Annotated in this window: 20 protein-coding genes; 14 read left to right on the forward strand and 6 right to left on the reverse strand. The window is 47.4% G+C overall.

The window, feature by feature from the left end; all coding sequences use genetic code 11:
- Positions 1 to 14: 14 nt before the first annotated feature.
- From mmsB to ACN0RF_RS04220, 4 genes are read right to left on the reverse strand one after another with little or no spacing between them, the layout of a single operon-like run.
- Positions 15 to 911 carry a 3-hydroxyisobutyrate dehydrogenase gene (gene mmsB / locus ACN0RF_RS04205; protein ID WP_417438159.1) on the reverse strand — a complete coding sequence of 299 codons (897 nt, stop codon included), beginning with the start codon at positions 909 to 911 and terminating at the stop codon, positions 15 to 17.
- Between the two features lie 27 nt (positions 912 to 938).
- Positions 939 to 2,060 carry an enoyl-CoA hydratase/isomerase family protein gene (locus ACN0RF_RS04210; protein WP_417438160.1) on the reverse strand — a complete coding sequence of 374 codons (1,122 nt, stop codon included), beginning with the start codon at positions 2,058 to 2,060 and terminating at the stop codon, positions 939 to 941.
- A gap of 9 nt (positions 2,061 to 2,069) precedes the next feature.
- Complete coding sequence (locus ACN0RF_RS04215) at positions 2,070 to 3,227, reverse strand: acyl-CoA dehydrogenase family protein (RefSeq protein ID WP_110012549.1); 1,158 nt, start codon at positions 3,225 to 3,227, stop codon at positions 2,070 to 2,072.
- 12 nt (positions 3,228 to 3,239) lie between these two features.
- Complete coding sequence (locus ACN0RF_RS04220; protein ID WP_011234121.1) at positions 3,240 to 4,739, reverse strand: CoA-acylating methylmalonate-semialdehyde dehydrogenase; 1,500 nt, start codon at positions 4,737 to 4,739, stop codon at positions 3,240 to 3,242.
- Between the two features lie 69 nt (positions 4,740 to 4,808).
- Between ACN0RF_RS04220 and ACN0RF_RS04225 the strand changes: the two genes are divergently transcribed.
- Positions 4,809 to 5,687 (forward strand): EamA family transporter, encoded by an 879-nt coding sequence (locus ACN0RF_RS04225; RefSeq protein WP_034820374.1) that lies wholly within the window; start codon positions 4,809 to 4,811, stop codon positions 5,685 to 5,687.
- 8 nt (positions 5,688 to 5,695) lie between these two features.
- On the opposite strand, the gene ACN0RF_RS04230 is transcribed toward ACN0RF_RS04225, so the two are convergent.
- The gene (locus ACN0RF_RS04230) at positions 5,696 to 6,877 is read right to left on the reverse strand and encodes an acetyl-CoA C-acyltransferase (RefSeq protein ID WP_417438161.1); all 1,182 of its coding nucleotides are present in this window, start codon (positions 6,875 to 6,877) and stop codon (positions 5,696 to 5,698) included.
- A 78-nt stretch (positions 6,878 to 6,955) separates the two neighbouring features.
- Here ACN0RF_RS04230 and ACN0RF_RS04235 point away from each other — a divergent pair, with 78 nt between their 5' ends.
- From ACN0RF_RS04235 to rcsF, 11 genes are all read left to right on the forward strand, one after another.
- Entirely contained in the window at positions 6,956 to 7,375 is a 420-nt protein-coding gene (locus ACN0RF_RS04235; RefSeq protein WP_011234124.1) for a MerR family transcriptional regulator, read from the forward strand.
- Positions 7,372 to 8,541, forward strand: coding sequence for an isovaleryl-CoA dehydrogenase (locus tag ACN0RF_RS04240; RefSeq protein ID WP_417438162.1), 1,170 nt, complete (start codon positions 7,372 to 7,374; stop codon positions 8,539 to 8,541). Before ACN0RF_RS04235 ends, ACN0RF_RS04240 begins: the two co-directional genes overlap by 4 nt.
- Positions 8,542 to 8,556: 15 nt before the next feature.
- The gene (locus ACN0RF_RS04245) at positions 8,557 to 10,164 is read left to right on the forward strand and encodes a carboxyl transferase domain-containing protein (RefSeq protein WP_034820366.1); all 1,608 of its coding nucleotides are present in this window, start codon (positions 8,557 to 8,559) and stop codon (positions 10,162 to 10,164) included.
- 16 nt (positions 10,165 to 10,180) lie between these two features.
- Positions 10,181 to 10,966, forward strand: coding sequence for an enoyl-CoA hydratase-related protein (locus ACN0RF_RS04250; protein ID WP_417438163.1), 786 nt, complete (start codon positions 10,181 to 10,183; stop codon positions 10,964 to 10,966).
- Positions 10,967 to 10,980: 14 nt separating this feature from the next.
- A complete protein-coding gene (locus tag ACN0RF_RS04255; RefSeq protein WP_417438164.1) occupies positions 10,981 to 12,951 on the forward strand; it encodes an acetyl/propionyl/methylcrotonyl-CoA carboxylase subunit alpha in 1,971 nt (656 codons plus the stop codon).
- Between the two features lie 19 nt (positions 12,952 to 12,970).
- Complete coding sequence (locus ACN0RF_RS04260; RefSeq protein ID WP_417438165.1) at positions 12,971 to 13,870, forward strand: hydroxymethylglutaryl-CoA lyase; 900 nt, start codon at positions 12,971 to 12,973, stop codon at positions 13,868 to 13,870.
- Between the two features lie 22 nt (positions 13,871 to 13,892).
- Complete coding sequence (locus ACN0RF_RS04265) at positions 13,893 to 15,836, forward strand: acetoacetate--CoA ligase (protein ID WP_417438166.1); 1,944 nt, start codon at positions 13,893 to 13,895, stop codon at positions 15,834 to 15,836.
- Between the two features lie 3 nt (positions 15,837 to 15,839).
- On the forward strand, positions 15,840 to 18,056 hold the full coding sequence (locus tag ACN0RF_RS04270; protein WP_417438167.1) for a putative bifunctional diguanylate cyclase/phosphodiesterase: 2,217 nt from the start codon (positions 15,840 to 15,842) through the stop codon (positions 18,054 to 18,056).
- 17 nt (positions 18,057 to 18,073) lie between these two features.
- Positions 18,074 to 19,723, forward strand: a complete 1,650-nt coding sequence (locus ACN0RF_RS04275; protein WP_417438168.1) for an electron transfer flavoprotein-ubiquinone oxidoreductase — start codon at positions 18,074 to 18,076, stop codon at positions 19,721 to 19,723.
- Between the two features lie 325 nt (positions 19,724 to 20,048).
- Positions 20,049 to 20,465, forward strand: coding sequence for an H-NS family nucleoid-associated regulatory protein (locus tag ACN0RF_RS04280; protein WP_417438169.1), 417 nt, complete (start codon positions 20,049 to 20,051; stop codon positions 20,463 to 20,465).
- 182 nt (positions 20,466 to 20,647) lie between these two features.
- Positions 20,648 to 20,944, forward strand: a complete 297-nt coding sequence (rcsF, locus tag ACN0RF_RS04285) for an Rcs stress response system protein RcsF (RefSeq protein WP_417438170.1) — start codon at positions 20,648 to 20,650, stop codon at positions 20,942 to 20,944.
- Here rcsF and ACN0RF_RS04290 read toward each other — a convergent pair.
- Positions 20,941 to 21,582 (reverse strand): hypothetical protein, encoded by a 642-nt coding sequence (locus ACN0RF_RS04290; protein ID WP_417438171.1) that lies wholly within the window; start codon positions 21,580 to 21,582, stop codon positions 20,941 to 20,943. The genes rcsF and ACN0RF_RS04290 overlap by 4 nt on opposite strands.
- A 211-nt stretch (positions 21,583 to 21,793) precedes the next feature.
- Here ACN0RF_RS04290 and tsaA point away from each other — a divergent pair, with 211 nt between their 5' ends.
- Together tsaA and ACN0RF_RS04300 are read left to right on the forward strand one after the other, a co-directional pair.
- Positions 21,794 to 22,501: a tRNA (N6-threonylcarbamoyladenosine(37)-N6)-methyltransferase TrmO gene (gene tsaA / locus ACN0RF_RS04295; RefSeq protein ID WP_417438172.1), complete on the forward strand. Its 708-nt coding sequence runs from the start codon at positions 21,794 to 21,796 to the stop codon at positions 22,499 to 22,501.
- 78 nt (positions 22,502 to 22,579) lie between these two features.
- Positions 22,580 to 24,283: a proline--tRNA ligase gene (locus ACN0RF_RS04300; protein WP_417438173.1), complete on the forward strand. Its 1,704-nt coding sequence runs from the start codon at positions 22,580 to 22,582 to the stop codon at positions 24,281 to 24,283.
- Positions 24,284 to 24,309 lie beyond the last annotated feature (26 nt).

The raw sequence follows: 24,309 nt of genomic DNA on the forward strand, positions 1-24,309 counted from the left end.
CCCCAATTCTTAGGTTACTTCTGTGACTTAGGTGCCACATAATTAAAAATACTGGAAAAGTCCTGCCGCCCATGGCCTTGTTCAGACCAGCTGTGATAAAGGTTGCGAGTCAACGAACCCATAGGCGTTGCAGCACCACTTTCTAATGCGGTTTGTTGCGCCAGGCCTAAATCTTTGGCCATTAGGTCAACCAGGAAGCCACCTTGATAGTCATTACTTGAAGGCACGTTATCCATTACTCCAGGGCACGGATTATATACTTGTAAAGTCCAGTTGCTACCTGAGCTTGCCAGCATAATTTCCGATAAAACTTTCGGGTCCAGCCCGTTAGCCTTACCTAATTGCAGAGCCTCTGAAGTACCCACCATTAACACTGACAACAGCATGTTGTTGCAAATTTTTGCAATCTGCCCGGCACCGACATCACCGGCACGGAAAACGTTTTTCCCCATGTCGTTAAGCACAGTGCGAGCCCGGTCCACATTGGTTTCTGTGCCGCCGCAAATAAAGGTTAAGGTGCCGGCTTTCGCGCCACCCACACCACCAGAAACCGGAGCGTCGATAAAGGCAATACCTGCTTTCTCTAGTTGTTCACCCACATACATAGCGGTTTCAGAAGAAATGGTACTGCAGTCAATGACCAACTGATCTTTATTCAGCTTGTTGATTAGGCCGTCGTCACCAAGGTAAACGCCTTTTACGTGATGGTCTGCAGGCAACATAGAAACCACAAATTCAGCTCCATCAACTGCCTCAGCTGCTGTTTTCGCGGCCTGTGCACCGTCAGCAACTATCGCTTTAAGCGCTTCTTCCGATAAGTCAAAAGCCTTAACCTTGTGGCCGGCTTTTGCCAGGTTGCTGGCCATAGGGCCGCCCATGTTACCCAGTCCAATAAATCCTACGGTTGCCATACAGGCACTCCTTCTTGTTAATTCGTTTTATTTATCAAGATCGGCTAGTGGATGCGTTCGCTCGCCCCAGGGCGGTAAAAAGAATGCATCAACCTCTTCCGCTGGTACTTCGGCTACCGAGCTATGCTGCCATTGGGGATTCTTATCTTTATCAATCAGCAGTGCCCGAATACCTTCCGCAAAATCACCACGAACCGCACAGTTACAGGACAAGGTTAGCTCTAAACGGAAACAGTCAGCCAAAGACAAGTCAGAGCCTTGCTGCAACTGGTTCCAGACCAGGTGCGATGTAAATGGACAACCATTGGCCAAGTTCTTCCGTGCACGCGCCAGCCATTTATCATCGGTTTCGTCACTGACAATACGTTCAGCAATTTCACCGATATCATTGCCTGTGGTTAACTTAGTAATCAACGACTGATGCGGCTCAACCTGTGGATTCGGCAAAGATGTGGTGTCACTACTAGCAACCGAACTCAGTAAGTCCGTCACTTTTTGTTTATTCAGAGCCTCGGTATTGCCCCACTGAACTTCCTTCAGCTGATTCAGAATGCTTTCTTTGCTTTCATGACCAACAAAGTGATCGGCCAGGTTCAGATACAGCGCATCGTTCGCATTCATCGTCGCGCCGGTAATGCCTAAGAACAAACCGCAACCTTGTGGCATGCGATTAAGGAAGTAGGTCGCACCAACATCCGGGTACAAGCCAATAGTCACTTCCGGCATAGCCAGTAACGAACGTTCGGTCACAATACGGTGGCTGGCGCCATTCATCAGCCCCATACCGCCGCCCATCACAATGCCGTCACCCCAGCAAATAAGAGGTTTAGGGAAGGTCTGGATAAAGTAGTCCAGTTGATATTCCTGCGTGAAGAAGTTTTCGACTTCTTCCACTAATTTGCCCGGTTCTGCCTGCATAGCTTTATACATGGCGACAATGTCACCGCCGGCACAAAAGGCTTTTTCACCAGCACCCTGCAACCAGACACAAGCAACTTTGTCATCTTCTGCCCATTTTTTCAGCTGCGGTAACAGCTTTTCAGCCATCGCCAGACTCAGGGCATTCAATGATTTCTCGGAATTTAACGTAGCAACGCCGATGACTTTGTCACCGGCGTTCAGTTCTTCAAAAAGTACAACGTCTTGCATGGAATCTCCTTACAAGATTTCGCGATCGTTATCCGCCAGAATGCGACGTCCAATAATCATGCGCATCACTTCGTTTGTGCCTTCCAGGATCTGGTGCACACGAACATCACGCACATGGCGCTCTAACGGATACTCTTTAATGTAGCCATAACCACCGTGCAACTGCAGTGCGTCGTTACACACTTTAAAACCAACATCGGTCGCAAACTGTTTTGCCATAGCACAATAGGTAGTTTTATCAGCGTCGTTGTTATCGACTTTACTGGCTGCCAGACGCACCATTTGACGGGCTGCAACCAGCTCAGTTGCCATATCGGCTAACTTAAACTGTAACGCCTGAAATGCCGCCAGCGGCTTACCAAACTGCGTACGTTCCTGCATGTAAGCTTTAGCAGTATTTAATGCCGCCTGCGCGGTACCCACAGAACACACCGCAATGTTAATGCGTCCACCGTCTAAACCCATCATGGCAAACTTAAAGCCTTCGCCTTCTTTACCCAGCAGGTTTTCTGCCGGAATGCGAACATCTTCAAAGGTCACCAAGCGGGTTGGCTGGGCATTCCAGCCCATTTTATCTTCGGCTTTACCGTAAATAACACCTTTGGCGTCCGCCGGTACAGCAAAGGCAGAAATGCCTTTAGGCCCGTCTTCGCCAGTACGAGCCATAACCACTAAAACGTCAGTTTCACCGGCACCGGAGATAAACATCTTAGAGCCGTTCAGAACGTACTCGTCGCCGTCTTTTTTCGCACTGGTACGTAAGCTGGCAGCGTCCGAACCAGAGCCTGGTTCAGTCAGGCAGTAAGAGCCAAGCTTCTCACCGGTTACCAACTCTGGTACCCACTGGTCAATCACTGACTGTTGGCCGAAAGAACCAATCATCCAGGTAACCATGTTATGAATAGTCATCATGGCTGTGGTGGCTGTACAACCACCCGCCAACTGCTCAAAAATGAGCGCCGAGTCCAGACGGCTCATTCCGAAGCCGCCAGCCTCTTCCGGCGTGTACATGCCCATAAAGCCCATTTCACCGGCTTTACGGAACACTTCAACTGGGAAGTAATGCTCTTCATCCCACTTAGCCGCATTAGGCGCCAGCTCTTTGTCGGCAAAGGCCTTGGCAGTATCTACAAAAGCTTGCTGGTCTTCTGTCAATTCGAAGTTCATCGTTATCCCCTATTATCTTAGGTTAATTGACATGTTCGGACCTGCTGGATCTTCAAGGTCGCTCTCAAACCAACGCGCCGTTACGGTCTTCGTTTCACTATAAAAACGAACGCCCTGCTTACCATAAGCGTGAAGGTCACCAAAGAATGAACGCTTCCAGCCTGTAAATGAGAAGAACGGCAGTGGTACCGGAATTGGAATGTTGATACCGACCTGACCCACTTCAACTTCGTGCTGATATTTACGTGCCGCAGCACCACTTGCAGTAAAGATAGAAGTACCATTACCGTAAGGGTTGTTGTTAACCAATTCCAAAGCGTCTTCAAGGCTGTCCACTTCTGTGGCGCACAATACCGGACCGAAAATTTCCGTTTTATAAATTTCCATATCCGGCGTTACGTTAGAGAAGACCGTTGGTCCAACCCAGTTACCGTTTGGCAGACCGTCAACTTTGCAATTACGACCATCAACCAGCAATTTAGCACCTTCTTTTTCGCCTTGAGTAATCAAAGCTTCAACGCGTTCTTTCGCTTGTGGACTAATAACCGGGCCATAAGCGGCACCTTCGTCATTCCATGCGCCCGGACGAACCTTAGCAATAGCTTCCGCTATTTCAGGGATCCACTCTTTTGCCGCGCCAACAAATACCGCGACAGAAATAGCCATACAACGTTGACCCGCCGCACCGACAGAAGAGCCAACCATATTGTTGATGACTTGCTGTTTATTGGCGTCAGGCATAATAACGCAATGGTTTTTTGCACCGGCAAAGGCCTGTACACGCTTACCATTTTCCGTACCACGGCGGTAAATATATTCAGCAACCGGCACTGAGCCTACAAAAGACAAGGCGCGAACGTCGGGGTGGTCTAACAGAAAGTCGACCTGTTCTTTGTTGCCATGCAATACCTGCAGTACGCCTTTCGGTGCGCCAGCTTCTTCGAACAGTTCAGCCAAACGGGTTGGTGTTAAAGGATCTTGCTCGGAAGGCTTCAGAATGAAGGTATTACCGCAAGCAATGGCCAGCGGGAACATCCACAGTGGGATCATCGCCGGAAAGTTAAACGGCGTAATACCAGCGCAAACACCTAATGGCTGAGTGTAACTATAAGAATCAATTTTACGGGCAACGTTTTCAACGGTCTCGCCCATTAATAACGAAGGAATATTCGCTGCGTGTTCAACCACTTCAATACCACGCCAGACATCGCCTTTGGCATCTTCAAAAGTTTTACCGGTTTCTTGCGCCAGAGTCTCGGCAATTTCTTCCTGATGTTCTTTTAACAAGGCCTGATAGCGCATCATTACTCGAGCACGCTCAGAAACAGGCACTTCTTTCCAGGTTTTAAAAGCTTCACGGGCACTCTCAACCGCTGCGTCCATTTCGCTCTGGGTAGCAACTGGCACTTGAGCGATAACTTCCTGAGTAGCAGGGTTGGTGACAGGAATCCACTGTTCTGACTTCGAGGCGACAAATTCGCCATCTATATACAGAGGCACTTTCTTAGACATAATTCACCTTCTTATTGTGTTATTTTGTCATCTATTGATGAGCTAAATTTAGTTAAGTGAGCCTTTTACGTGACCCTCTTAATTCTGATTACTTTACTTTGGGCCGCCAGTTTTTCGCTAATTGGCGTTTACCTTGCGGGCCAAGTTGATGGTTATCTGGTTGTCTTTATTCGCATGATTTTAGCACTGATAACAGTGTTACCCTTATTCCGCTGGCGTCATCTGTCGCCCCAAAATGGTCAGCTATCTCAGTTGGCTAAGCTAGCGATTATTGGCGCTGTACAAATTGGCGCTATGTATTTGTTTCTTTATCATGCCTTTTTGTATTTGAGCGTTGCCGAAGTGCTTTTGTTCACTATTTTTACACCACTCTACATAACGCTAATTGACGAGCTGATACTTAACCGCAAGCATCTGCCGCTGTTATGGTGGATAGCCGCAGCGGTATCGGTATGCGGCGCCGCCATTATTCGCTATCAACCCTTGTCCGATGACTTCATCACCGGCTTCTTTTTAATTCAGGCAGCCAATGCGTGCTTTGCTGCCGGTCAAGTTGCTTATAAACGTTTACCCACCGGTAAAACCTTAGAACAAAGCCAGCAATTTGCTGCCTTTTTCTTTGGTGCCAGCGTCGTTGCCGGCCTTGGTGTTTTATTATTTGGCGACTTAACCAAAATGCCGACCACCAATCTTCAATGGGGCATTTTATTATGGCTCGGTATTGTTGCCTCCGGCCTTGGTTACCTTGGTTGGAACCTTTCCGGAAAACGAGTCAATACCGGGCAACTGGCCACCATGAACAATGCGTTAATTCCCGCGGGCATTTTGGTTAATGTCGTGTTTTGGGAACAGTCTTTCGACTATACCCGCTTAAGCATTGGTGCTCTTATTATTATTCTTGCCGTATGGCTGGCAGGACGGGTTAACAAACTTAAACCCGCCCGCTAACCAGCGCTTTAGAGCATTTCTACGGCCAGAGCAACGGCTTCTCCACCACCAATACACAGTGAGGTGATGCCCCGTTTCTGGCCTTTTTGTTTCAGTGCATGCAGCAAAGTAACCAATAACCGCGCCCCACTTGCGCCAATGGGATGCCCTAAAGCACAGGCTCCGCCATGCACATTCACTTTCTCCGGATCCAGTTTCATTTGCTGAATAGCCAGCATGGTAACCATGGCAAAGGCTTCATTAATTTCCCATAAATCGACGTCGTCTTTAGTCCAGTCCAGCTTACTCAGCAAAGAGTTCATTGCACCAATTGGGGCAACGGTAAATTCAGACGGCGCCTGAGAATGCGTAGTGTGACCCATAACTCGCGCCAGCGGCCGCAGGCCTTTGGCCTTTGCATCGCTTTCACGCATTAAAATGAGTGCTGCTGCGCCATCAGAAATGGAACTGGAATTAGCCGCGGTAATGGTGCCGTCTTTTTTAAATGCCGCACGCAACTGAGGAATTTTGTCCAGACGCGCTTTACCCGGTTGCTCGTCAGTATCGACAGTGACGTCGCCTTTACGAGTAGAGTATGTAACTGGGGTGATTTCGTCTTTAAAAAAGCCATCTTTAATAGCAGCCTGAGCTTTGGTAAGTGAATGAATGGCAAACTCATCCATTGCTTCACGGCCCAGACCGTATTCGTCAGCAGTGTCCTGTGCGTAACACCCCATAGCTTTATGCTCGTAGGCGTCTTCCAGACCGTCCAGCATCATATGATCCAACACTTGTCCGTGCCCCATACGATAACCGCTGCGGCCTTTTGGCAGCATGTAAGGTGCATTCGACATGCTTTCCATGCCACCGGCCAGCACCACGTCTGCAGAGCCCGCTTTAATTAAATCGTGCGCCATCATTGCAGCTTTCAAGCCAGAGCCGCATACTTTGTTAATGGTTGTGGCGCCTGTTGAGCGAGGTAAATCGGCATGCAGCATTGCCTGACGCGCCGGCGCCTGACCTAAGCCGGCAGGTAACACATTGCCCATGATAACTTCTGAAATATCATCGGCTGTTAAACCGCTGTTACTCAGCGCCGCTTTTATAGCTGTTGCGCCCAAATTGGGAGCAGTAACTTCACTTAAGCTGCCCTGAAAACCGCCCATTGGCGTACGGTTGGCCGCTACTATAACGATTGAATCGCTCGACATTTTTCCTCCAAATGCACTTTACGTTAACGTAAACTTCCTCTAAGCTTAGATCTTAGGACAACCAAAAAGCAAGTACCGATGAACAATAAAGTGACCTACAGTATTGGCGAACTGGCAAAAGAATTTGACATTACCACCCGTAGCATTCGTTTTTATGAGGACGAAGGCTTGCTTTCCCCCAGACGCCAGGGGCAACAGCGCATATATACCAACAAAGACCGGGTTCGTTTAAAGCTGATTCTACGCGGCAAACGACTCGGTTTTTCACTGGCCGAAACCCGTCGTTTGTTCGAACTTTACGACGCGGATAATAGCAGTGCGGCCCAGCTCGAAAAGGTACTTGAGCTGGTCAGTGAGAAAAAACACTCACTTAAACAACAAATGGAAGATATTAATGTGTTACTGACCGAACTCAGTGGTCTGGAGCAACGTTGCCAAGACGAGCTCGAGAATATTCAGTCGTCAGTTTCAGAAGTTCATTCTCAGGAGTCGTTATGATCAGTCAATATACCACCTTTAACTTTGGTCTCGGCGAAACAGCCGATATGATCCGTGAACAGGTTAATGCCTTCGCGCGTGATGAAATAGCCCCACGCGCCGCCGAAATTGATGAAAAAAATGAATTTCCCAGCGATTTATGGCAAAAACTTGGCGACATGGGTCTGCTTGGCTTAACCGTTGCTGAAGAATATGGTGGTTCCGGCATGGGCTACCTCGAACATGTTATTGCTATGGAAGAAATTAGCCGCGCTTCTGCCTCGGTTGGCTTAAGTTATGGTGCCCATTCAAACCTTTGTGTTAACCAAATTCACCGTAATGGTAACGAAGAACAGAAGAAAAAATACTTACCGAAACTATGCACCGGTGAACACGTTGGCGCTTTAGCTATGAGTGAACCGAATGCCGGTTCTGATGTAGTCAGTATGAAGCTGCGTGCTGAGAAGAAAGGCGACAAATACATTCTGAACGGCAATAAAATGTGGATCACTAACGGTCCGGAAGCTAATGTCTTTGTCATTTACGCGAAAACCGAACCCGAAAAGAACTCACGGGGCATTACGGCCTTTATCGTTGAAAAAGACACACCAGGGTTCAGCCAGGCGCAAAAACTCGACAAACTGGGTATGCGTGGTTCAAATACCTGTGAACTGGTATTCGAAGATGTCGAAGTCCCCGAAGAAAACATTCTGGGAGAGCTAAACGAAGGCGTTAAAGTGTTGATGAGTGGCCTTGATTACGAGCGCGCTGTTCTTGCAGCGGGCCCTTTAGGCATTATGCAGGCCTGCCTTGATACTTGCGTACCTTATATTCATGATCGTAAACAGTTCGGTAAAGAGATCGGCGAATTCCAGCTAATTCAGGGCAAAGTTGCTGATATGTACACTCGCACCAATGCGGCGCGTGCCTACGTTTACGCCGTGGCTCAATCTTGCGACCGTGGCGAGACCACTCGTAAAGATGCCGCCGGAGCGATTCTCTACGCCGCAGAATTGGCCACTCAGCTAGCACTGGACGCTATTCAATTATTGGGCGGTAACGGCTACATTAACGAATACCCCACAGGACGCCTGCTACGTGACGCCAAGCTATACGAAATTGGCGCTGGCACGTCAGAAATTCGCCGTATGCTCATTGGTCGCGAACTGTTCACTGAATCCAAATAATAAGGAGGCAACGCCGTGGCGATTTTATCCAGTAAAATCAACACCCGCGATGCACAATTTGCGGCTAACAGCGAGTCTATGCAGAGCGTCGTTAACGACCTGCAGGAAAAAGCGGCAAAAATTCATCAAGGTGGCGGCCCTAAGTATCAGGAGCGCCATTTGTCCCGGGGTAAATTATTGCCCCGCGACCGTATTAATAAACTACTGGACGCGGGTTCACCGTTTCTGGAAATAGGTCAGTTTGCGGCCTGGGAATGTTACGAAGACTACGTTCCTTCTGCTGGTGTGGTTGCCGGTATTGGTCAGGTTGAAGGCACTGAGTGCATGATCATCGCTAACGACGCCACCGTTAAAGGCGGTACCTATTATCCGCTGACCGTTAAAAAGCATTTGCGTGCTCAGGAAATTGCCGAGCGTTGTCACCTGCCCTGTATTTACCTGGTGGACTCCGGCGGCGCTAACCTGCCCCGTCAGGATGAAGTATTCCCGGACAAAGAGCACTTTGGTCGCATCTTTTTCAATCAGGCGAATATGTCTGCCAAAGGCATTCCGCAAATTGCTGTAGTTATGGGATTGTGTACTGCCGGTGGCGCTTACGTACCGGCAATGGCCGACGAAAGCGTTATTGTCAAAGAGCAAGGCACTATTTTCCTTGCGGGTCCGCCGTTAGTTAAAGCAGCAACTGGCGAAGAAGTTTCAGCCGAAGAGCTTGGCGGCGCCGACGTGCACACACGCATTTCCGGTGTTGCGGATCACTTTGCTCACAACGACGAACACGCTTTAGCCTTGGCACGCCGCTCGGTAGCCCGCCTTAACCGCGGTGAACCTACTAAGCTTGACCGCCAACCAGCCAAACCTCCGCGTTACGACGCAAAAGAGCTGTACGGCATTGTCGGCACCGACCTACGTAAACCTTATGACGTTCACGAAGTCATTGCGCGCATTGTCGATGATTCGGACTTTGACGAATTTAAAGCCAACTACGGCAATACGCTGGTAACAGGCTTTGCCCGCATTGATGGCTATCCGGTAGGCATTGTGGCTAATAATGGTATTTTGTTCTCTGAGTCGGCACAAAAAGGCGCCCACTTTATTGAGCTTTGTGCCCAACGCAAAATTCCACTGGTGTTCTTACAAAATATTACCGGTTTTATGGTCGGCAAAAAATACGAAGCCGAAGGCATTGCTAAGCATGGTGCGAAAATGGTGATGGCGGTTTCCTGTGCCAAAGTGCCTAAGTTTACCGTGTTAATCGGTGGCAGCTACGGCGCCGGTAACTACGGCATGTGTGGCCGTGCTTACGACCCTACCATGATGTTTATGTGGCCAAATGCCCGTATCTCAGTTATGGGCGGTGAACAAGCCGCGGGTGTTATGGCGCAGGTAACCAAAGACAACCTGGCGCGCAAAGGCGAAAGCTTAAGCGAAGAAAAAGAACAAGAATTGAAAAAGCCCATTGTTGAGCAATACGATAAGCAAGGCCACCCTTATTATGCGTCAGCGCGCTTGTGGGACGACGGTATTATTGACCCTGCACAAACGCGCGAAGTTCTGGCGTTAAGCCTTGCCGCTTCATTGAATGCACCGATTGAAGACAGCCGCTTCGGCGTCTTCCGCATGTAATCGGAGGTTATTGATAATGGCAAAATACACAAAGCTTGATATTAACGACCGGGGCGTTGCGACATTAACATTAAACCGGCCTGACGTTCACAACGCGTTTGACGACGTGATGATTGCGGAACTACTGCAGGCATTGAAAGAGGTTGAAGAAAGTACCAGCGCGAGAGTGCTGGTGCTTCGTTCAGAGGGTAAAAACTTTTCTGCTGGTGCGGATTTGAATTGGATGCGCTCCATGGCCGATAAAAACTATCAGCAAAACGTGGATGACGCCGGTGAGCTTGGGCTCTTAATGGAACGTCTGGATTTGCTCAGTAAACCCAGTATCGCGTTAGTGCAGGGAGCCGCTTTCGGCGGTGCCGTAGGCCTTGCCGCATGCTGCGACATAGTCCTGGCGCAACCGCGCAGCAGCTTCTGTCTGAGTGAAGTCAAAATTGGGCTTATTCCGGCAGTTATCAGCCCTTATGTTGTGCGTACTATTGGTGAGCGTCAATCACGCCGCTATATGCTGACCGCCGAGCGTTTCTTTGCCGACAAAGCGCAGGAGCTAGGTTTAGTCAACGAAGTTGTAGAAAACTTTGAAGAGCCGTTAAACAAACTATTAGATGCGCTTCTAGCCAATAGTCCACAAGCGGTAGACGCCTGTAAGCAACTAATTCGCAATGTCGGTTCACGCCCTATCGATAAAGGCGTACGTGAACACACCATTAAAGCCATTGCCGAAATTCGCGTGTCGGACGAAGGTCAGGAAGGACTCAGTGCGTTTCTTGAAAAACGCCCCGCCGCCTGGCTTAAACAGAGTTAACAACAGGTCTCATTATGATCAAAACATTATTGATTGCGAACCGTGGTGAAATTGCCTGTCGTATTATTGCCACAGCAAAGAAAATGGGAATTCGCACCGTAGCGGTATTCTCCGATGCCGACCGCAACTCACGCCACGTTAAATTGGCGGATCAGGCTGTACACATTGGTCCTGCAGCAAGCACTGACAGTTATCTGCGTGCCGATAAAATTATCGCCGCCGCTAAGCAAACCGGTGCTGAAGCCATTCACCCGGGTTATGGCTTTCTCTCAGAGAACGAAGACTTCGCTGACCAATGTCAGCTGAACAACATCATTTTTGTGGGACCGCCGGTGTCGTCTATTGCCGCTATGGGCTCTAAGAGCGCGGCTAAATCCATTATGCAGGACGCTGGTGTACCTCTGGTTCCGGGGTACCACGGCAGTGAACAGGGTATTGAAACGCTAAAAGCCGAAGCTGAAAAAGTTGGCTTTCCATTGCTACTAAAAGCGGCGTACGGCGGCGGTGGTAAAGGCATGCGTGTAGTAGAAAACATGGGCGAATTCGATGACGCTCTGAATTCCGCGAAACGCGAAGCTAAGTCCTCTTTCGGCAACGACAAAATGCTGATGGAGCGTTTTATTCGTAACCCTCGCCACGTAGAAATTCAGGTGTTTACCGATGAGCACGGTAACGCTGTTTATTTGGCTGAGCGCGATTGTTCAGTGCAGCGCCGTCACCAAAAGGTGCTTGAAGAAGCGCCCGCTCCGGCACTTACCGAGAAAACACGTACTGAAATGGGCGAAGCCGCCATTCGTGCAGCCCAGGCAATAGACTACGTTGGTGCCGGTACGGTTGAGTTTTTGTTTGACCAAAGTGGTGAATTCTACTTCATGGAAATGAACACCCGCTTACAGGTTGAGCATCCGGTTACGGAAATGATCACCGGCCAGGACTTAGTCGAATGGCAATTGCTGGTCGCTTCCGGTCAGCCATTGCCGTTGGCACAAAATGACATAAAGGTAAACGGCCACGCGTTTGAAGCACGTATTTATGCCGAAGACCCGGACAACGATTTCTTACCCTGCACTGGCACCATTAAGCATTTACGTACGCCGGCAGAAGAAAACGGTATTCGTATTGATACAGGCATTGAAGAAGGCGATGAGATTTCGGCTTTTTATGACCCAATGATCGCGAAACTGATTGTCTGGGACACCGATCGTACCCGAGCCCTGCTGCGTCTGCAAAAAGCTTTGCGTGAATACCGCTTAACTGGGTTAACGACTAACGTAGACTTCTTGCATCGTTTGGCCTCGCATCCGGAGTTTGTAAAAACTAACCTGACAACCGAATTTATCCAGCAACATCAGGAAGAACTGCTGCCCGATAGCTCGGTAAATTATCAGCAAATTGCAACCGAAGCGGCGTTGTTTGATATTTGTCAGCGCCAACAGCAACGTGGCAGTTCTCCATGGCATAGTGGTAACGCGTTTAGAATGAACTCAGCGGCGACACATACGGTTCCACTGCAGTTTGGCGAAGAAACCTACCCTATTTCACTAATAGAAACCGCTAACGGAGAGTTCCTGCAGCGAGTTGATGAAGAAAGCGTACAATGGCAAGCGTCTTTAACCGACGACAAACTTACGCTGACTGCCGGTAGTATGCGCTATCATCGCTACGTCAGTGCCGACGACCAGCAAATTACGGTATTCACCGATAACGGCCCTATAACTTTCCATCGACACCGTGTGACTGATACGCTGTCGGACGAAGCGGCGCACGGTGGTCACGTTGCACCAATGAACGGTACCATTATGGAAGTGCTGGTTGAAAAAGGCGATACAGTCAAAAAAGATCAACCACTGGTCATTATGGAAGCCATGAAAATGGAATACACCATTAAAGCTGGCCATGATGGTGAAGTCACCGACGTCTTTTTCGCCGCAGGAGATTTGGTCAGTGACGGCGATGAACTGCTTGCAGTGAGCGAAGCCGAATAATAAATAATCAGGAGTGACTATGGCTATTGCAGAACAGATAAAAATCGTCGAAGTTGGTCCTCGTGACGGCTTGCAAAATGAAACTGCTGTTTCTGTTGATGCAAAAGTTGCCTTAATTGAAGCGCTGGCAGAAGCCGGCGTTTCTTATATTGAAAGTGCCAGCTTTGTCAGCCCCAAATGGGTGCCTCAAATGGCCGACAGCACAGCTGTTATGGAGCAGATTAAACGTCGCCTGGGAGTCACTTACGCCGGTTTAACGCCAAATTTGAAGGGCTTTGAAGCGGCAGTAGCAGCCAACATGGACGAGGTAGCGGTATTCGGTGCAGCGTCGGAAGCTTTTGCCCAAAAGAACATTAACTGCAGTATCGACGAGTCGCTGGAGCGTTTTAAGCCAGTTATTGCCGCAGCTAAAGAAAAAGGCATTCCTGTCAGAGGCTACGTTTCCTGCGTTTTGGGTTGCCCTTATCAGGGTGAGGTTCCGATAGGAAATGTGGTTAAAGTTGCAGAAGCCTTGTATCAAATGGGCTGTTATGAAGTATCGCTGGGCGACACCATAGGCGTCGGTACGCCGTTAAAAGCTCAGGAAATGCTTGCCGCCGTTGCAGAGAAAGTCCCCATGGACAAGCTGGCGCTGCATTTTCACAATACCTACGGACAAGCTTTGGCCAATATCATAGCCTGCCTTCCACTGGGTGTTGCTACCATTGATTCAGCCGTAGCTGGCCTGGGTGGCTGCCCGTACGCTAAAGGCGCCAGTGGCAATGTTGCCACCGAAGATGTGGTTTACATGTTAAATGGTATGGGCATTAAAACCGGTATTGACCTGAACAAGTTGATCGCGGCCGGAGCCGGTATTTGTCAGCATTTAGCGCATGGCCCCCGCTCTCAGGTCGCAGTAGCAGAATTGGCAAAAGCTTAATTAGCAAAATAAGAGGATTAAAATGACTTCAGAAGCTTTATGGCAACCGTCAGCAGATACCATTGCTAATGCCCGCATGACAGACTTTCTACAACAAGTGAATAAAGATAAAAACGTAGCGCTGGCCAATTATCACGACCTTTATCAATGGTCCGTCGATAACGATGAAAGTTTCTGGTCTATGGTATGGGATTACTTTGATGTTATTGGTGAAAAAGGCTCTACCATTGTTACCGATAAAGAAAAAATGCCAGGTGCTCAATGGTTTCCTGAAGCCAGCCTGAATTTTGCCGAAAACCTGTTGCGTCATAAAGACGACCATATTGCTTTAATTTTTCGCGGTGAGAATGGCACACGCCAGCAGTTAACTTATGCTGAACTCAACCACGAAGTTGCCGCTTTTTCCGAAGGCTTACGCCAACGCGGAGTTGAAGCCGGTGACCGTGTTGCCGCCATGATGCCTAACTGCATAGAAACCATAATTGGTATGCTGGCAACCACCAGTATCGGCGCTATCTGGTCGTCTTGCTCGCCGGACTTTGGCGTTCAGGGCGTACTTGATCGTTTCGGTCAAATAGAACCTAAAGTTCTGATCACTGTTGATGGTTATTTTTATAACGGCAAAAACCTCAACATAAAGAGCAAAACCGCCGATATCATCAAACAAATTCCAAGCATTGAAGCCACGGTATTAGTTAATTTCAGTCAGCAAAAAGACCGCATAAAAGGCGACAAAGTGTTTTCATGGAGTGATTTTGGCGACGCTGAAAAGACCCACATAGATTTCGCTCCACGCAACTTTAATGACCCGCTCTATATCATGTTTTCATCAGGTACTACGGGCGTACCTAAGTGTATTGTTCATGGTACAGGTGGTACCTTATTGCAGCACTTAAAAGAACACGGTCTGCATACCGATTTAGATCGTGACGATAATCTGTTTTACTTCACCACCTGCGGCTGGATGATGTGGAACTGGCTGGTCAGTGGTCTGGCTGTGGGCGCAACCTTAACCTTATTTGACGGTTCGCCTTTTGCACCTAAACCTGAGTTTTTATGGGACGTGGCTGACGAAGAAGGTATTACCGTATTTGGTACCAGCGCCAAATATTTAGCCGCACTTGAAAAAGAAGGCGTTAAACCGGGAGAAAGCCATAAACTGGAAAAGCTGCGCAGTATCTTAACCACGGGCTCGGTGCTACCTCCAGAAAGCTTTGACTACGTTTACCGCGACATTAAAAAAGACTTGTGTCTTTCATCGATATCAGGCGGTACTGACATTGTCTCCTGCTTTGCCCTTGGCTGCCCTATTCTGCCGGTTTACCGGGGAGAATTACAATGTCGGGGTCTTGGTTTAGCTGTTAACGTTTATGACGAGAACGGAAAGCCGGTTAAAGGCGAAAAAGGCGAGCTGGTTTGCGAAAACTCATTCCCCTGCATGCCCGTAAGCTTCTGGAACGACGAGAATGGCGAACGTTACTTCAGTGCGTATTTCGACCGCTTTAAAAATACCTGGGCACATGGTGACTTTGCCGAGCTCACCGAACACGATGGCGTTATTATTTACGGTCGTTCCGATGCCGTTCTCAACCCGGGTGGCGTACGTATTGGCACTGCCGAAATTTACCGTCAGGTAGAAAAGGTTGATGAAGTATTGGAAAGTATTGCCGTCGGTCAGCAATACGATGATGACGAGCGCGTCGTTCTTTTTGTAAAACTCAGAGACGGTATAAAGCTTAACGACGAACTTCGTCAAACCATTGCGAAAACCATTCGTGCTAACGCAACTCCACGGCACGTACCTGCTGTAATTTTGCAGGTTGACGACATACCCCGTACTATAAGCGGTAAGATAGTCGAATTAGCGGTACGTAATGTGGTTCACGGCGACCCCGTGAAGAACACGGATGCTCTGGCAAACCCAGAAGCACTGGATTACTTCCGTGATAGAGAGGAGTTGCGTTAATCCATGATGTTCCTGCACGGATCACGGCAGGCTGTTATAGCAGCCCTTGTTGGTTTGGTTATTACTGTTACCGCTTTTAGCTATTTGCGTTATCAGGAAAATCAAGTTGTCCACGATGCCCTGGAAGCGGAAACTTACAACTTACAACGCGACATTAGGCAAAGTCTGGTTTCCCATTTATTTGTCGCTGAATTGCTAGCGCGCGAGTGGGAACGTAGTGATCTTTCGATAGAGGAACGCTGGAAGGAAAACGCCGATATCGTTACTTTGTACTATCAAAATGTACAAGGCATTACCTGGCTCAATGACCAGTTGGATATTGCGCTTATCTATCCTCAGAATGAACAACCCGAGCTACTGGGAACGTCTTTCGCTAAAACGCCATTGCTGGAAAAACTAAAGGCTTCTGAAGGAAACCGTCACGCAATGATGGGAGCCGCCGGAAATTTGGGACGTATTAGCAGCGACATAGCTATTTTCGTCCGTGTGGAGCAAGAACAAACCCACGGTTTTCTGGGGTTTGTAATAAGCCTGCAAAGCCTGTTTAATAATGTCGTGCGCAGTAACATCAGTGAAGGTTTCCAACTCAGCGTACGCAGTGACAACGACATACTGTATCAATTTGCCGGCGATACCTCATTACGCGATGAATGGTCACATTTTCATTCACTACAATTGGTAGGAAACAGCTGGGAGCTCTCGGTCTGGCCAACCGCTGATCATCTGGAGCAACTCCGTGGTGGAATTTCAGTAGCTGCGTTAATCGCCGGTTTACTCGTCACCGGCATGCTCACTTTTGTCCTTTATATTTTAGGTCAGAGCCGCTTTAAAGCACAGCAACTGGCCGATTCTAATATTGAACTTTATAGTGAAATTGATGAACGCGAGCGCATTGAAAAGCAGATGGCTTATCTTGCCGAGCATGATTCTCTTACTGGCCTTGTAAACCGAAACGCATTAAAACGCATTCTGGGTGAGTGGCTGGAAACCGAATCACCGCATAAAAAGGCCGCTTTATTGTTTATCGACTTAGATAGGTTCAAAGAAGTCAATGATGCGCTGGGTCATACGGTTGGTGACGAATTGCTACGCCGAGTTGCGCGACGCATTACAAAATTAGCGCCTAAAGGCAGCGTTCTGGCACGAGCCGGCGGCGACGAGTTTTTATTGGCAATAGCAAAGCCTGATAGTCGCGAAAGTATTATCAAATTGTCTGAGCAAATGCTCCAGGCTTTGGACACGCACTTTTTCGTGGACGTCTATGAACTCTTTATTAGTGCCTCTATTGGTGTCACTTTCGCGGATGATGCCGATTTTAACGCTGAATACTTTATTCGTAACGCAGACACCGCGCTATATCAGGCAAAAGAACATGGCCGCAATACCTATAAAGTTTACGATAAAGCCATTCACCGCGACTTGACCAAAAAACTGGAATTGGTTAAACGGCTGCGCCACGCTGTTTCTAAGCAGCAACTAACGGTTTATTACCAACCTAAAGTTGAACTCGGCAGCCGCCGTATCAGTGGTTTAGAGGCTCTGGTTCGCTGGGTTGATGACGATGGCAGTATCATTCCTCCGGATGAGTTTATTCCACTGGCTGAAGATACCGGTCTCATTATTCCGATATCGGAATACGTGATGGAAGAAGCCTTTCTACAATTAAAGCAATGGCACGAACTTGGCTTCGACGAATTGAGCATTGCCATCAATATATCTGGGAAGCAGCTACACTTAGCTGATTTGGTCGACGATATTATGGAGCGGGTGAACGAAGCCCAAATACCGCCAAACAAAGTAGAACTAGAGCTAACTGAGCAAGTGTTTATAGAAAACATTCAGTCCCATACCCGCTTTATGCATTCGGTACGCGAACAGGGAATGTCGCTGGCTATAGATGACTTTGGTGTGGGATATTCTTCGCTTTCATATTTGAAGAATTTTCCGGTTACTTCGTTAAAAATAGATCGCTCTTTTGTCAGAGATCTACCGCACAATGAAGATGACGCAACCATTACGCAGACCATTATTAGTCTGGCACGTAACTTAAATCTTCAGTTGGTTGCCGAAGGTATTGAAACCGAAGAACAAGTCGAATTTTTATTACAACGTGAATGCAGTACCGGACAAGGCTTTCTTTTCAGTAGACCGGTCCCGGCGCGGCAAATCACTGAATTATTACAGCAGTATAACGGGCTTATCCCTATCCAGATAGCCTGAATATAGTGGAGGTTAATGTGGAACGCGAAAGCATGGAATTTGACGTCGTCATAGTTGGTGCAGGCCCATCAGGGCTGGCAACCGCCTGTCGACTCGGACAACTCGCGCAGGAAAATGAGCAAGAGCTCATGATATGCGTGGTTGAAAAAGGCGCAGATATTGGCGCTCATATATTATCCGGCGCGGTGTTCGAACCTCGAGCCCTGAACGAGCTTTTTCCTGACTGGAAAGAGCGCGGCGCTCCACTCAACACCGAAGTAACCGGCGACGATGTTTTATTGCTAAAAGACGAAAATAACCACAGTCGCCTGCCAGACTTTAGTGTCCCTAAAACCTTCCATAATAAAGGCAATTATATTGCCAGCATGGGTAACCTGTGCCGTTGGATGGCAGAACAGGCCGAACAACTGGGCATTGAGATATTCCCCGGATTTGCGGCTTCTGAAATTCTGTATAACGACGATGGCAGCGTTGCTGGCATTCAAACTGGCGACATGGGCGTTGCTAAAGATGGCAGCGAAAAAGACGGCTACATGCCGGGAATGGAACTGCGTGCTAAATACACCTTATTCGCAGAAGGTTGTCGCGGTCATTTAGGCAAAGAGCTGATTAGCAAGTTTGAACTGGATAAAGACAGCACCCCGCAGCATTACGGTTTAGGCTTTAAAGAAATTTGGGATGTACCACAGGACATGCACGAGCCCGGCAAAGTGGTTCATACCGCTGGCTGGCCGCTAACCGACAGTGACGCCACTGGCGGCGGTTACCTTTATCATGCCGAAGACGGACAAGTGTACTTAGGTCTTATTGTGGATCTTAACTACGCTAACCCTTACCTGAATCCATTTCAGGAGTTTCAGCGGTTCAAAACTCACCCGGCTATTAAACAAGTTATAGAAAATGGTAAACGGGTGTCCTACGGCGCACGCGCTATTGCTAAAGGCGGCTATTATTCGTTACCAAAAATGACCTTCCCCGGAGGTTTGCTGGTTGGCTGCAACGCAGGCACCTTAAACTTTGCTAAAATTAAAGGAAACCATACCGCAATGAAGTCGGGTATGGTGGCCGCTGAATGTGTATTTGAACAGCTAAAAAATGGTAAAGCCAACGACGACATTACCAGCTACAAAGAAGCGTTTGAAAAGTCCTGGGTATTTGATGAATTGTATCGCTCACGCAATTTCGGTGGTGCTGTGCATAAGTTGGGCACAATACTTGGCGGCGCTTATAATATGGTCGATCAAAATTGGTTTGGTGGTAAACTGCCCTTTAAATTTAAAGAGTGGACGCCAGACTATAAAGCTACAGGTAAAGCCGAAAACTATACGGCAATCGACTATCCAAAAGCAGATAATAAACTGACATTTGATCGTCTGTCATCGGTCTTTTTATCCAATACCAATCACGCAGAAGATCAACCCTGCCATTTAAAGCTCAGTGACGCTAATATTCCATTAGAGGTCAATTTACCGAAGTATGCAGAGCCGGCGCAACGCTATTGCCCTGCCGGGGTTTATGAAGTGGTTGAAGAAGACGGTAAACAAGTTTTTCAAATTAATGCGCAAAACTGCATACATTGTAAAACTTGTGATATTAAAGACCCCAGCCAAAATATAACCTGGGTTGTGCCCGAAGGCGGTGGCGGACCTACCTACCCAAATATGTAAACACTTCGTAAAGTTAATAACAAAAAACACCAAAGCATGTTAAATGTTTTGGTGTTTTTTCGTTTTAGGAACTAAAAATTATAAATTTATCGACTTATTAAGTCGTAAATGCACTTTAAACGAGTCATATAAACATGAAGTAAAAAGCGAGCAGTATTGATAGTAATTATAAGTAATTGTTAATAAGTAACGCTAGACGGTGATTTTAATCCCCTTTCTCTATTTCTATGTACTTATTCAATAAAAAGAAATTTCAACTTAAACTGTGATAACAACTATAATCAGACAAACCAATATTTAAGCAATCAAATAAGGTAAGCAAAAAATGAGTGAATTCATTAACATTCTTCGTCACGAACGCCGTTTAAAAGCAGCATTAAAAGAACTAGATTTAAATGAACTGGAAAGTGTTAAATCTAAATTTGATTCGGTAATTTCTCAGCGTCGCGAAGAGGAAGCTGAAAAGCAACGCCAGAACGAAGCAAAGCAGAAAAAAATAAAAGAATTTAAAAGTGCCATGGCTGATGCCGGCATTGAATTGTCAGACATATTAGAGCAAGAGCTCGGTGGCGAACCTATTGCTAAAACCACTCGTAAAAAACGAGCACCTAAGCCACCTAAATACGAATACACTGACGAAAACGGTGAAAAACAAACCTGGACCGGCCAGGGTCGTATGCCCAAAGCCATGAAAACAGCAATTGATAATGGCAAATCGCTAGAAGCTTTTTTAATTAAATAGCGTAAATAAGGCGTAATCGGTACTAATAAAGAGTATTGATTACGCTTTTTGTTGAACAATAGGCTCAGCTTGATTAGGCTATAGAAAATTCAAACTGGCAAGGATCGACATTGCGCTATCGTTTCATAGCATTCGTATTAACGCCATTATTCGGCCTTTCTGCCTGTAGCATCTTACCTCAGATGTCAGGGGGCTCTCATCAGATCGACTCAGGTGATGTTGAAGTTTATCGTGGTGACAATAAGCCTTCACGCGCATACGAGTTGATAAGTATTGTTAATGGTGAAAGCTGCCAGCGACAGTTTAAAGGCGCAAAAGCCTCAGCTAACGATGCAGTTCAAGCCCTGCAGGAAGACGCTGCCCGGTTTAAAGCTCATGCCGTTATCGGTACTCAGTGCTTCTCTTTTAAGCCAGAAGCCGACTCCATCTGTTACAGTGAAGTCAGCTGCGTAGGCCGTGCTATTCAGTGGCGTGATTAATGGCCTTGTTTCAATGTCACGTCGCCAACGCCAACTTCAACCTGAACTCTGACAGAGCCATTCCCCTGATAACGCGACTCAGATGTCACAATCATTCTGTCTTCCTGAGTATTGCCGAAGTTTTTTAAGCTGGTATCGCCAACTCCTACCGAAGCTTCTACTTGCTTGTAGTCGCCCTTCGCCAAATTCAAAGAGACATCACCAACACCTAAATCAACTTTTAAATCGTTGAACGGTACGTCACCTTCAATCTGTCCAACCCCCAGATCTATCTCCAGTAACCGGCTACGCGGCACGGATACAACCCAGTGTTGTGACATGTCGTCATCAGGCGTAGCAGAAATTTCCAGACGATTCCCGTCTCGCTCACCTTTTATAATCACTTTGTCGAGCTCACCACCACTGACAAACCAGCCGTCGTCGTCTGACTCTACACGAAGCTCAATTCCGACCGTATCACCGTCGGTTACATTTAGCTCAACCGTTCCCACCGTTGCGTCTAAATGAATTTCTGTATCGCTACTGACGATATAGCTGCTGCTTAAGGTACGTTCGCTTTCAGCAGAAAATGCGGCTGTACTCACCGTAACCAAGCCAATAAAACCTAAAGTTAAAGGCCAAATTTTATGTTTCATCATTTTTCTTTTCCTATTGTTATTAAAACGATTCATGCCAAACCCTAAAGCATTAAAAGTTGCTTATAACTGGTTTTTGCAACGCCTATGCCAAAATTAAAAAGTGTTAATAATCATATATTTAAATAAATATCTACTTTGTAGATTAGTGAATTAACAAACTATGTGGTCAAATTGGCTACCACAATTATGGGTATTCACTAACGGAGGCAGAATGAAAAGCCAGCAACAATTAACACCCATAGCTATCATTCGTACGCCTTTTCCTGAAAAGTTTAGTGTTCCCCGGCAACCCGGTCTGGCTCCCTCTGCATTAGCTCAGGTTGAGTTAGTTGGAAATTACCAGCATGCACAAGCCATAGAGGGCATAGAGCAGTTCTCTCATCTTTGGCTAACCTTCGAGTTTCATCAGCACAGTTCATGGCAGGAACGCGTTCGCCCACCACGGCTTGGCGGTAATGAACAATTGGGCGTCTTTGCCACCCGCTCCCCCTTCCGGCCGAATCAATTAGGCTTATCTGTGGTTGAGTTAGTTGCAGTAGAAACCAAACCTAAAGTGGTGTTGACTGTTCGCGGAGCTGACTTGGTGGATAACACCCCTATTGTTGATATAAAGCCTTATATTCCCTACGTCGACGCCATTTGTGAAGCTCGTGCGGGATTTGCTCAGCAGAAACCGGAAGAAAACTTAACGGTGGAATTTTTAGAGGCGGCGGAGTCTACTCTGATTAAAGAACTAGAACGAACTCCTGAACTTAGAGCACTAATTACTGAAGTGCTCAGGCAGGACCCCAGACCGGCTTACCACAAGTCACAGGAAAACCAGAGAAATTACGGCACAACACTTTTGAACTACAATATTCGCTGGTATGTACAACAAAACACCGTTTTTGTTGAAGAAATCTCGTTAAAACAGCTGTAAAAGGCTTTTGAGCTGAGTCAGACACTGCTAAACTTCGCTCTAATTTTTGACCACTATAACTTGCAGAGATGCCGGACTATGCGCAGCAGCAAATATTTATTATCAACGCTTAAAGAGACACCTTCTGATGCTGAGATCGTGAGTCATCAGCTGATGTTGCGGGCAGGTATGATCCGTAAAGTCGCCGCTGGGTTGTATACCTGGACGCCAACCGGTTTGCGTGTACTGCGCAAAGTTGAAAACGTTGTGCGCGAGGAAATGGAAGCCATTAACGCATTGGAAATTTTAATGCCAATGGTACAACCCGCCGATCTTTGGCAGGAGTCAGGACGCTGGGACGACTACGGCCCGGAATTACTGCGTATAAAAGACCGCAACCAACGTGACTTTTTACTGGGACCAACCCACGAAGAAATTATCAGTCAACTGGTACGTAAGGAAGTTAGTAGCTACAAACAACTGCCATTAACCTTATTTCAAATTCAGACTAAATTCCGTGACGAGATCCGCCCTCGTTTTGGCGTTATGCGTGCGCGCGAATTTCTAATGAAAGACGCCTACTCTTTCCATTTGACCGACGAATCTCTGCAGAAAACATACGACGATATGTATCAGGCCTACTGCCGTATTTTCGAGCGTCTTGGTTTGGATTATCGTCCGGTTATAGCTGATACAGGCTCTATTGGCGGAAGTCACTCGCACGAGTTTCATGTGCTGGCAAGCTCCGGTGAGGACGCCATCGCGTTTTCTGACTCTTCAGATTACGCCGCGAACGTGGAAATGGCAGAAGCTCTACCTCCTGCCGGTGAACGCCCTGCTCCGAATCAAAAAGTGGAAAAGCATGCAGTACAAGGCGACGAACTCGCTGCTGTATTACAGCCTTTGTCTGTAGAAAGCCAGCAAGCAACCAAGTCTTTTATTGTTAAAGCAGCGGACGACATTGAATCAGAATACGTTCAGCTAGTTCTTCGCGCTGACCATGAACTGAACACAGTAAAAGCCGAGAAACTCGCTCAGGTCGCGGCTCCGCTGCAAGTGCTGACTGAAACTGAAAAAGCCACTGGCGTAGAAGCTCCTTATATTGGCGTAGTAAACGCAGTATTACCATTGCTGGTTGATCGCAGCGCGGCTCACCTTGCCGATTTTGCCTGTGGTGCAAATGAAAATGGTCAGTGGCTAACCGGTGTTAACTGGAAACGTGACACCGGTGATTTCAGCGTTGTCGATATTCGCAACGTCGTTGCTGGTGACCCGAGCCCTTGTGGTCAGGGCAAAGTCAAAATTGCCCGCGGTATTGAAGTTGGTCATATTTTCCAGCTGGGCAAAAAATACAGCGACGCGATGAAAGTTGGTGTGTTGTCTGAAAGCGGTAAACACGAAACTTTAACCATGGGCTGCTATGGAATAGGTGTTTCGCGCATAGTCGCTGCCGCCATAGAGCAAAATAACGACGAGCGCGGTATTTGCTGGCCGGAAGCTTTAGCACCTTTCCAGGTTGTTATTGTGCCAATGAATATGCACAAGTCTGCACGGGTACAGGAAGCCGCTGAAAAGCTTTATACCGATTTAAAGGCTCAAGGTATTGATGTGCTGTTTGATGACCGTAAGGAACGCCCCGGGGTCATGTTTACCGACATGGAGCTCATAGGTATTCCTCATCAGGTTGTGGTTGGTGAACGTAACCTTGACGAAAACCAGGTTGAGTACCAAAGCCGCAAAGGCGGAGAGAAGCAGAAAATCAATTTAGATGACTGCATTAGCTTCATACAGCAACAACTCTAACTTATGCCGTTAATAAAAATGGCCTG

Origin of the sequence: Idiomarina sp., assembly GCF_048260185.1 — a bacterium.
Lineage (GTDB): Bacteria > Pseudomonadota > Gammaproteobacteria > Enterobacterales > Alteromonadaceae > Idiomarina.

Coding starts and splice junctions, on each gene's coding strand:
- mmsB (WP_417438159.1), bottom strand. CDS start 911: ATGGCAACCGTAGGATTTATTGGACTGGGTAACATGGGCGGCCCTATG.
- ACN0RF_RS04210 (WP_417438160.1), bottom strand. CDS start 2,060: ATGCAAGACGTTGTACTTTTTGAAGAACTGAACGCCGGTGACAAAGTC.
- ACN0RF_RS04215 (WP_110012549.1), bottom strand. CDS start 3,227: ATGAACTTCGAATTGACAGAAGACCAGCAAGCTTTTGTAGATACTGCC.
- ACN0RF_RS04220 (WP_011234121.1), bottom strand. CDS start 4,739: ATGTCTAAGAAAGTGCCTCTGTATATAGATGGCGAATTTGTCGCCTCG.
- ACN0RF_RS04230 (WP_417438161.1), bottom strand. CDS start 6,877: ATGTCGAGCGATTCAATCGTTATAGTAGCGGCCAACCGTACGCCAATG.
- ACN0RF_RS04235 (WP_011234124.1), top strand. CDS start 6,956: ATGAACAATAAAGTGACCTACAGTATTGGCGAACTGGCAAAAGAATTT.
- ACN0RF_RS04240 (WP_417438162.1), top strand. CDS start 7,372: ATGATCAGTCAATATACCACCTTTAACTTTGGTCTCGGCGAAACAGCC.
- ACN0RF_RS04250 (WP_417438163.1), top strand. CDS start 10,181: ATGGCAAAATACACAAAGCTTGATATTAACGACCGGGGCGTTGCGACA.
- ACN0RF_RS04255 (WP_417438164.1), top strand. CDS start 10,981: ATGATCAAAACATTATTGATTGCGAACCGTGGTGAAATTGCCTGTCGT.
- ACN0RF_RS04260 (WP_417438165.1), top strand. CDS start 12,971: ATGGCTATTGCAGAACAGATAAAAATCGTCGAAGTTGGTCCTCGTGAC.
- ACN0RF_RS04265 (WP_417438166.1), top strand. CDS start 13,893: ATGACTTCAGAAGCTTTATGGCAACCGTCAGCAGATACCATTGCTAAT.
- ACN0RF_RS04270 (WP_417438167.1), top strand. CDS start 15,840: ATGATGTTCCTGCACGGATCACGGCAGGCTGTTATAGCAGCCCTTGTT.
- ACN0RF_RS04280 (WP_417438169.1), top strand. CDS start 20,049: ATGAGTGAATTCATTAACATTCTTCGTCACGAACGCCGTTTAAAAGCA.
- rcsF (WP_417438170.1), top strand. CDS start 20,648: ATGTCAGGGGGCTCTCATCAGATCGACTCAGGTGATGTTGAAGTTTAT.
- ACN0RF_RS04290 (WP_417438171.1), bottom strand. CDS start 21,582: ATGATGAAACATAAAATTTGGCCTTTAACTTTAGGTTTTATTGGCTTG.
- tsaA (WP_417438172.1), top strand. CDS start 21,794: ATGAAAAGCCAGCAACAATTAACACCCATAGCTATCATTCGTACGCCT.
- ACN0RF_RS04300 (WP_417438173.1), top strand. CDS start 22,580: ATGCGCAGCAGCAAATATTTATTATCAACGCTTAAAGAGACACCTTCT.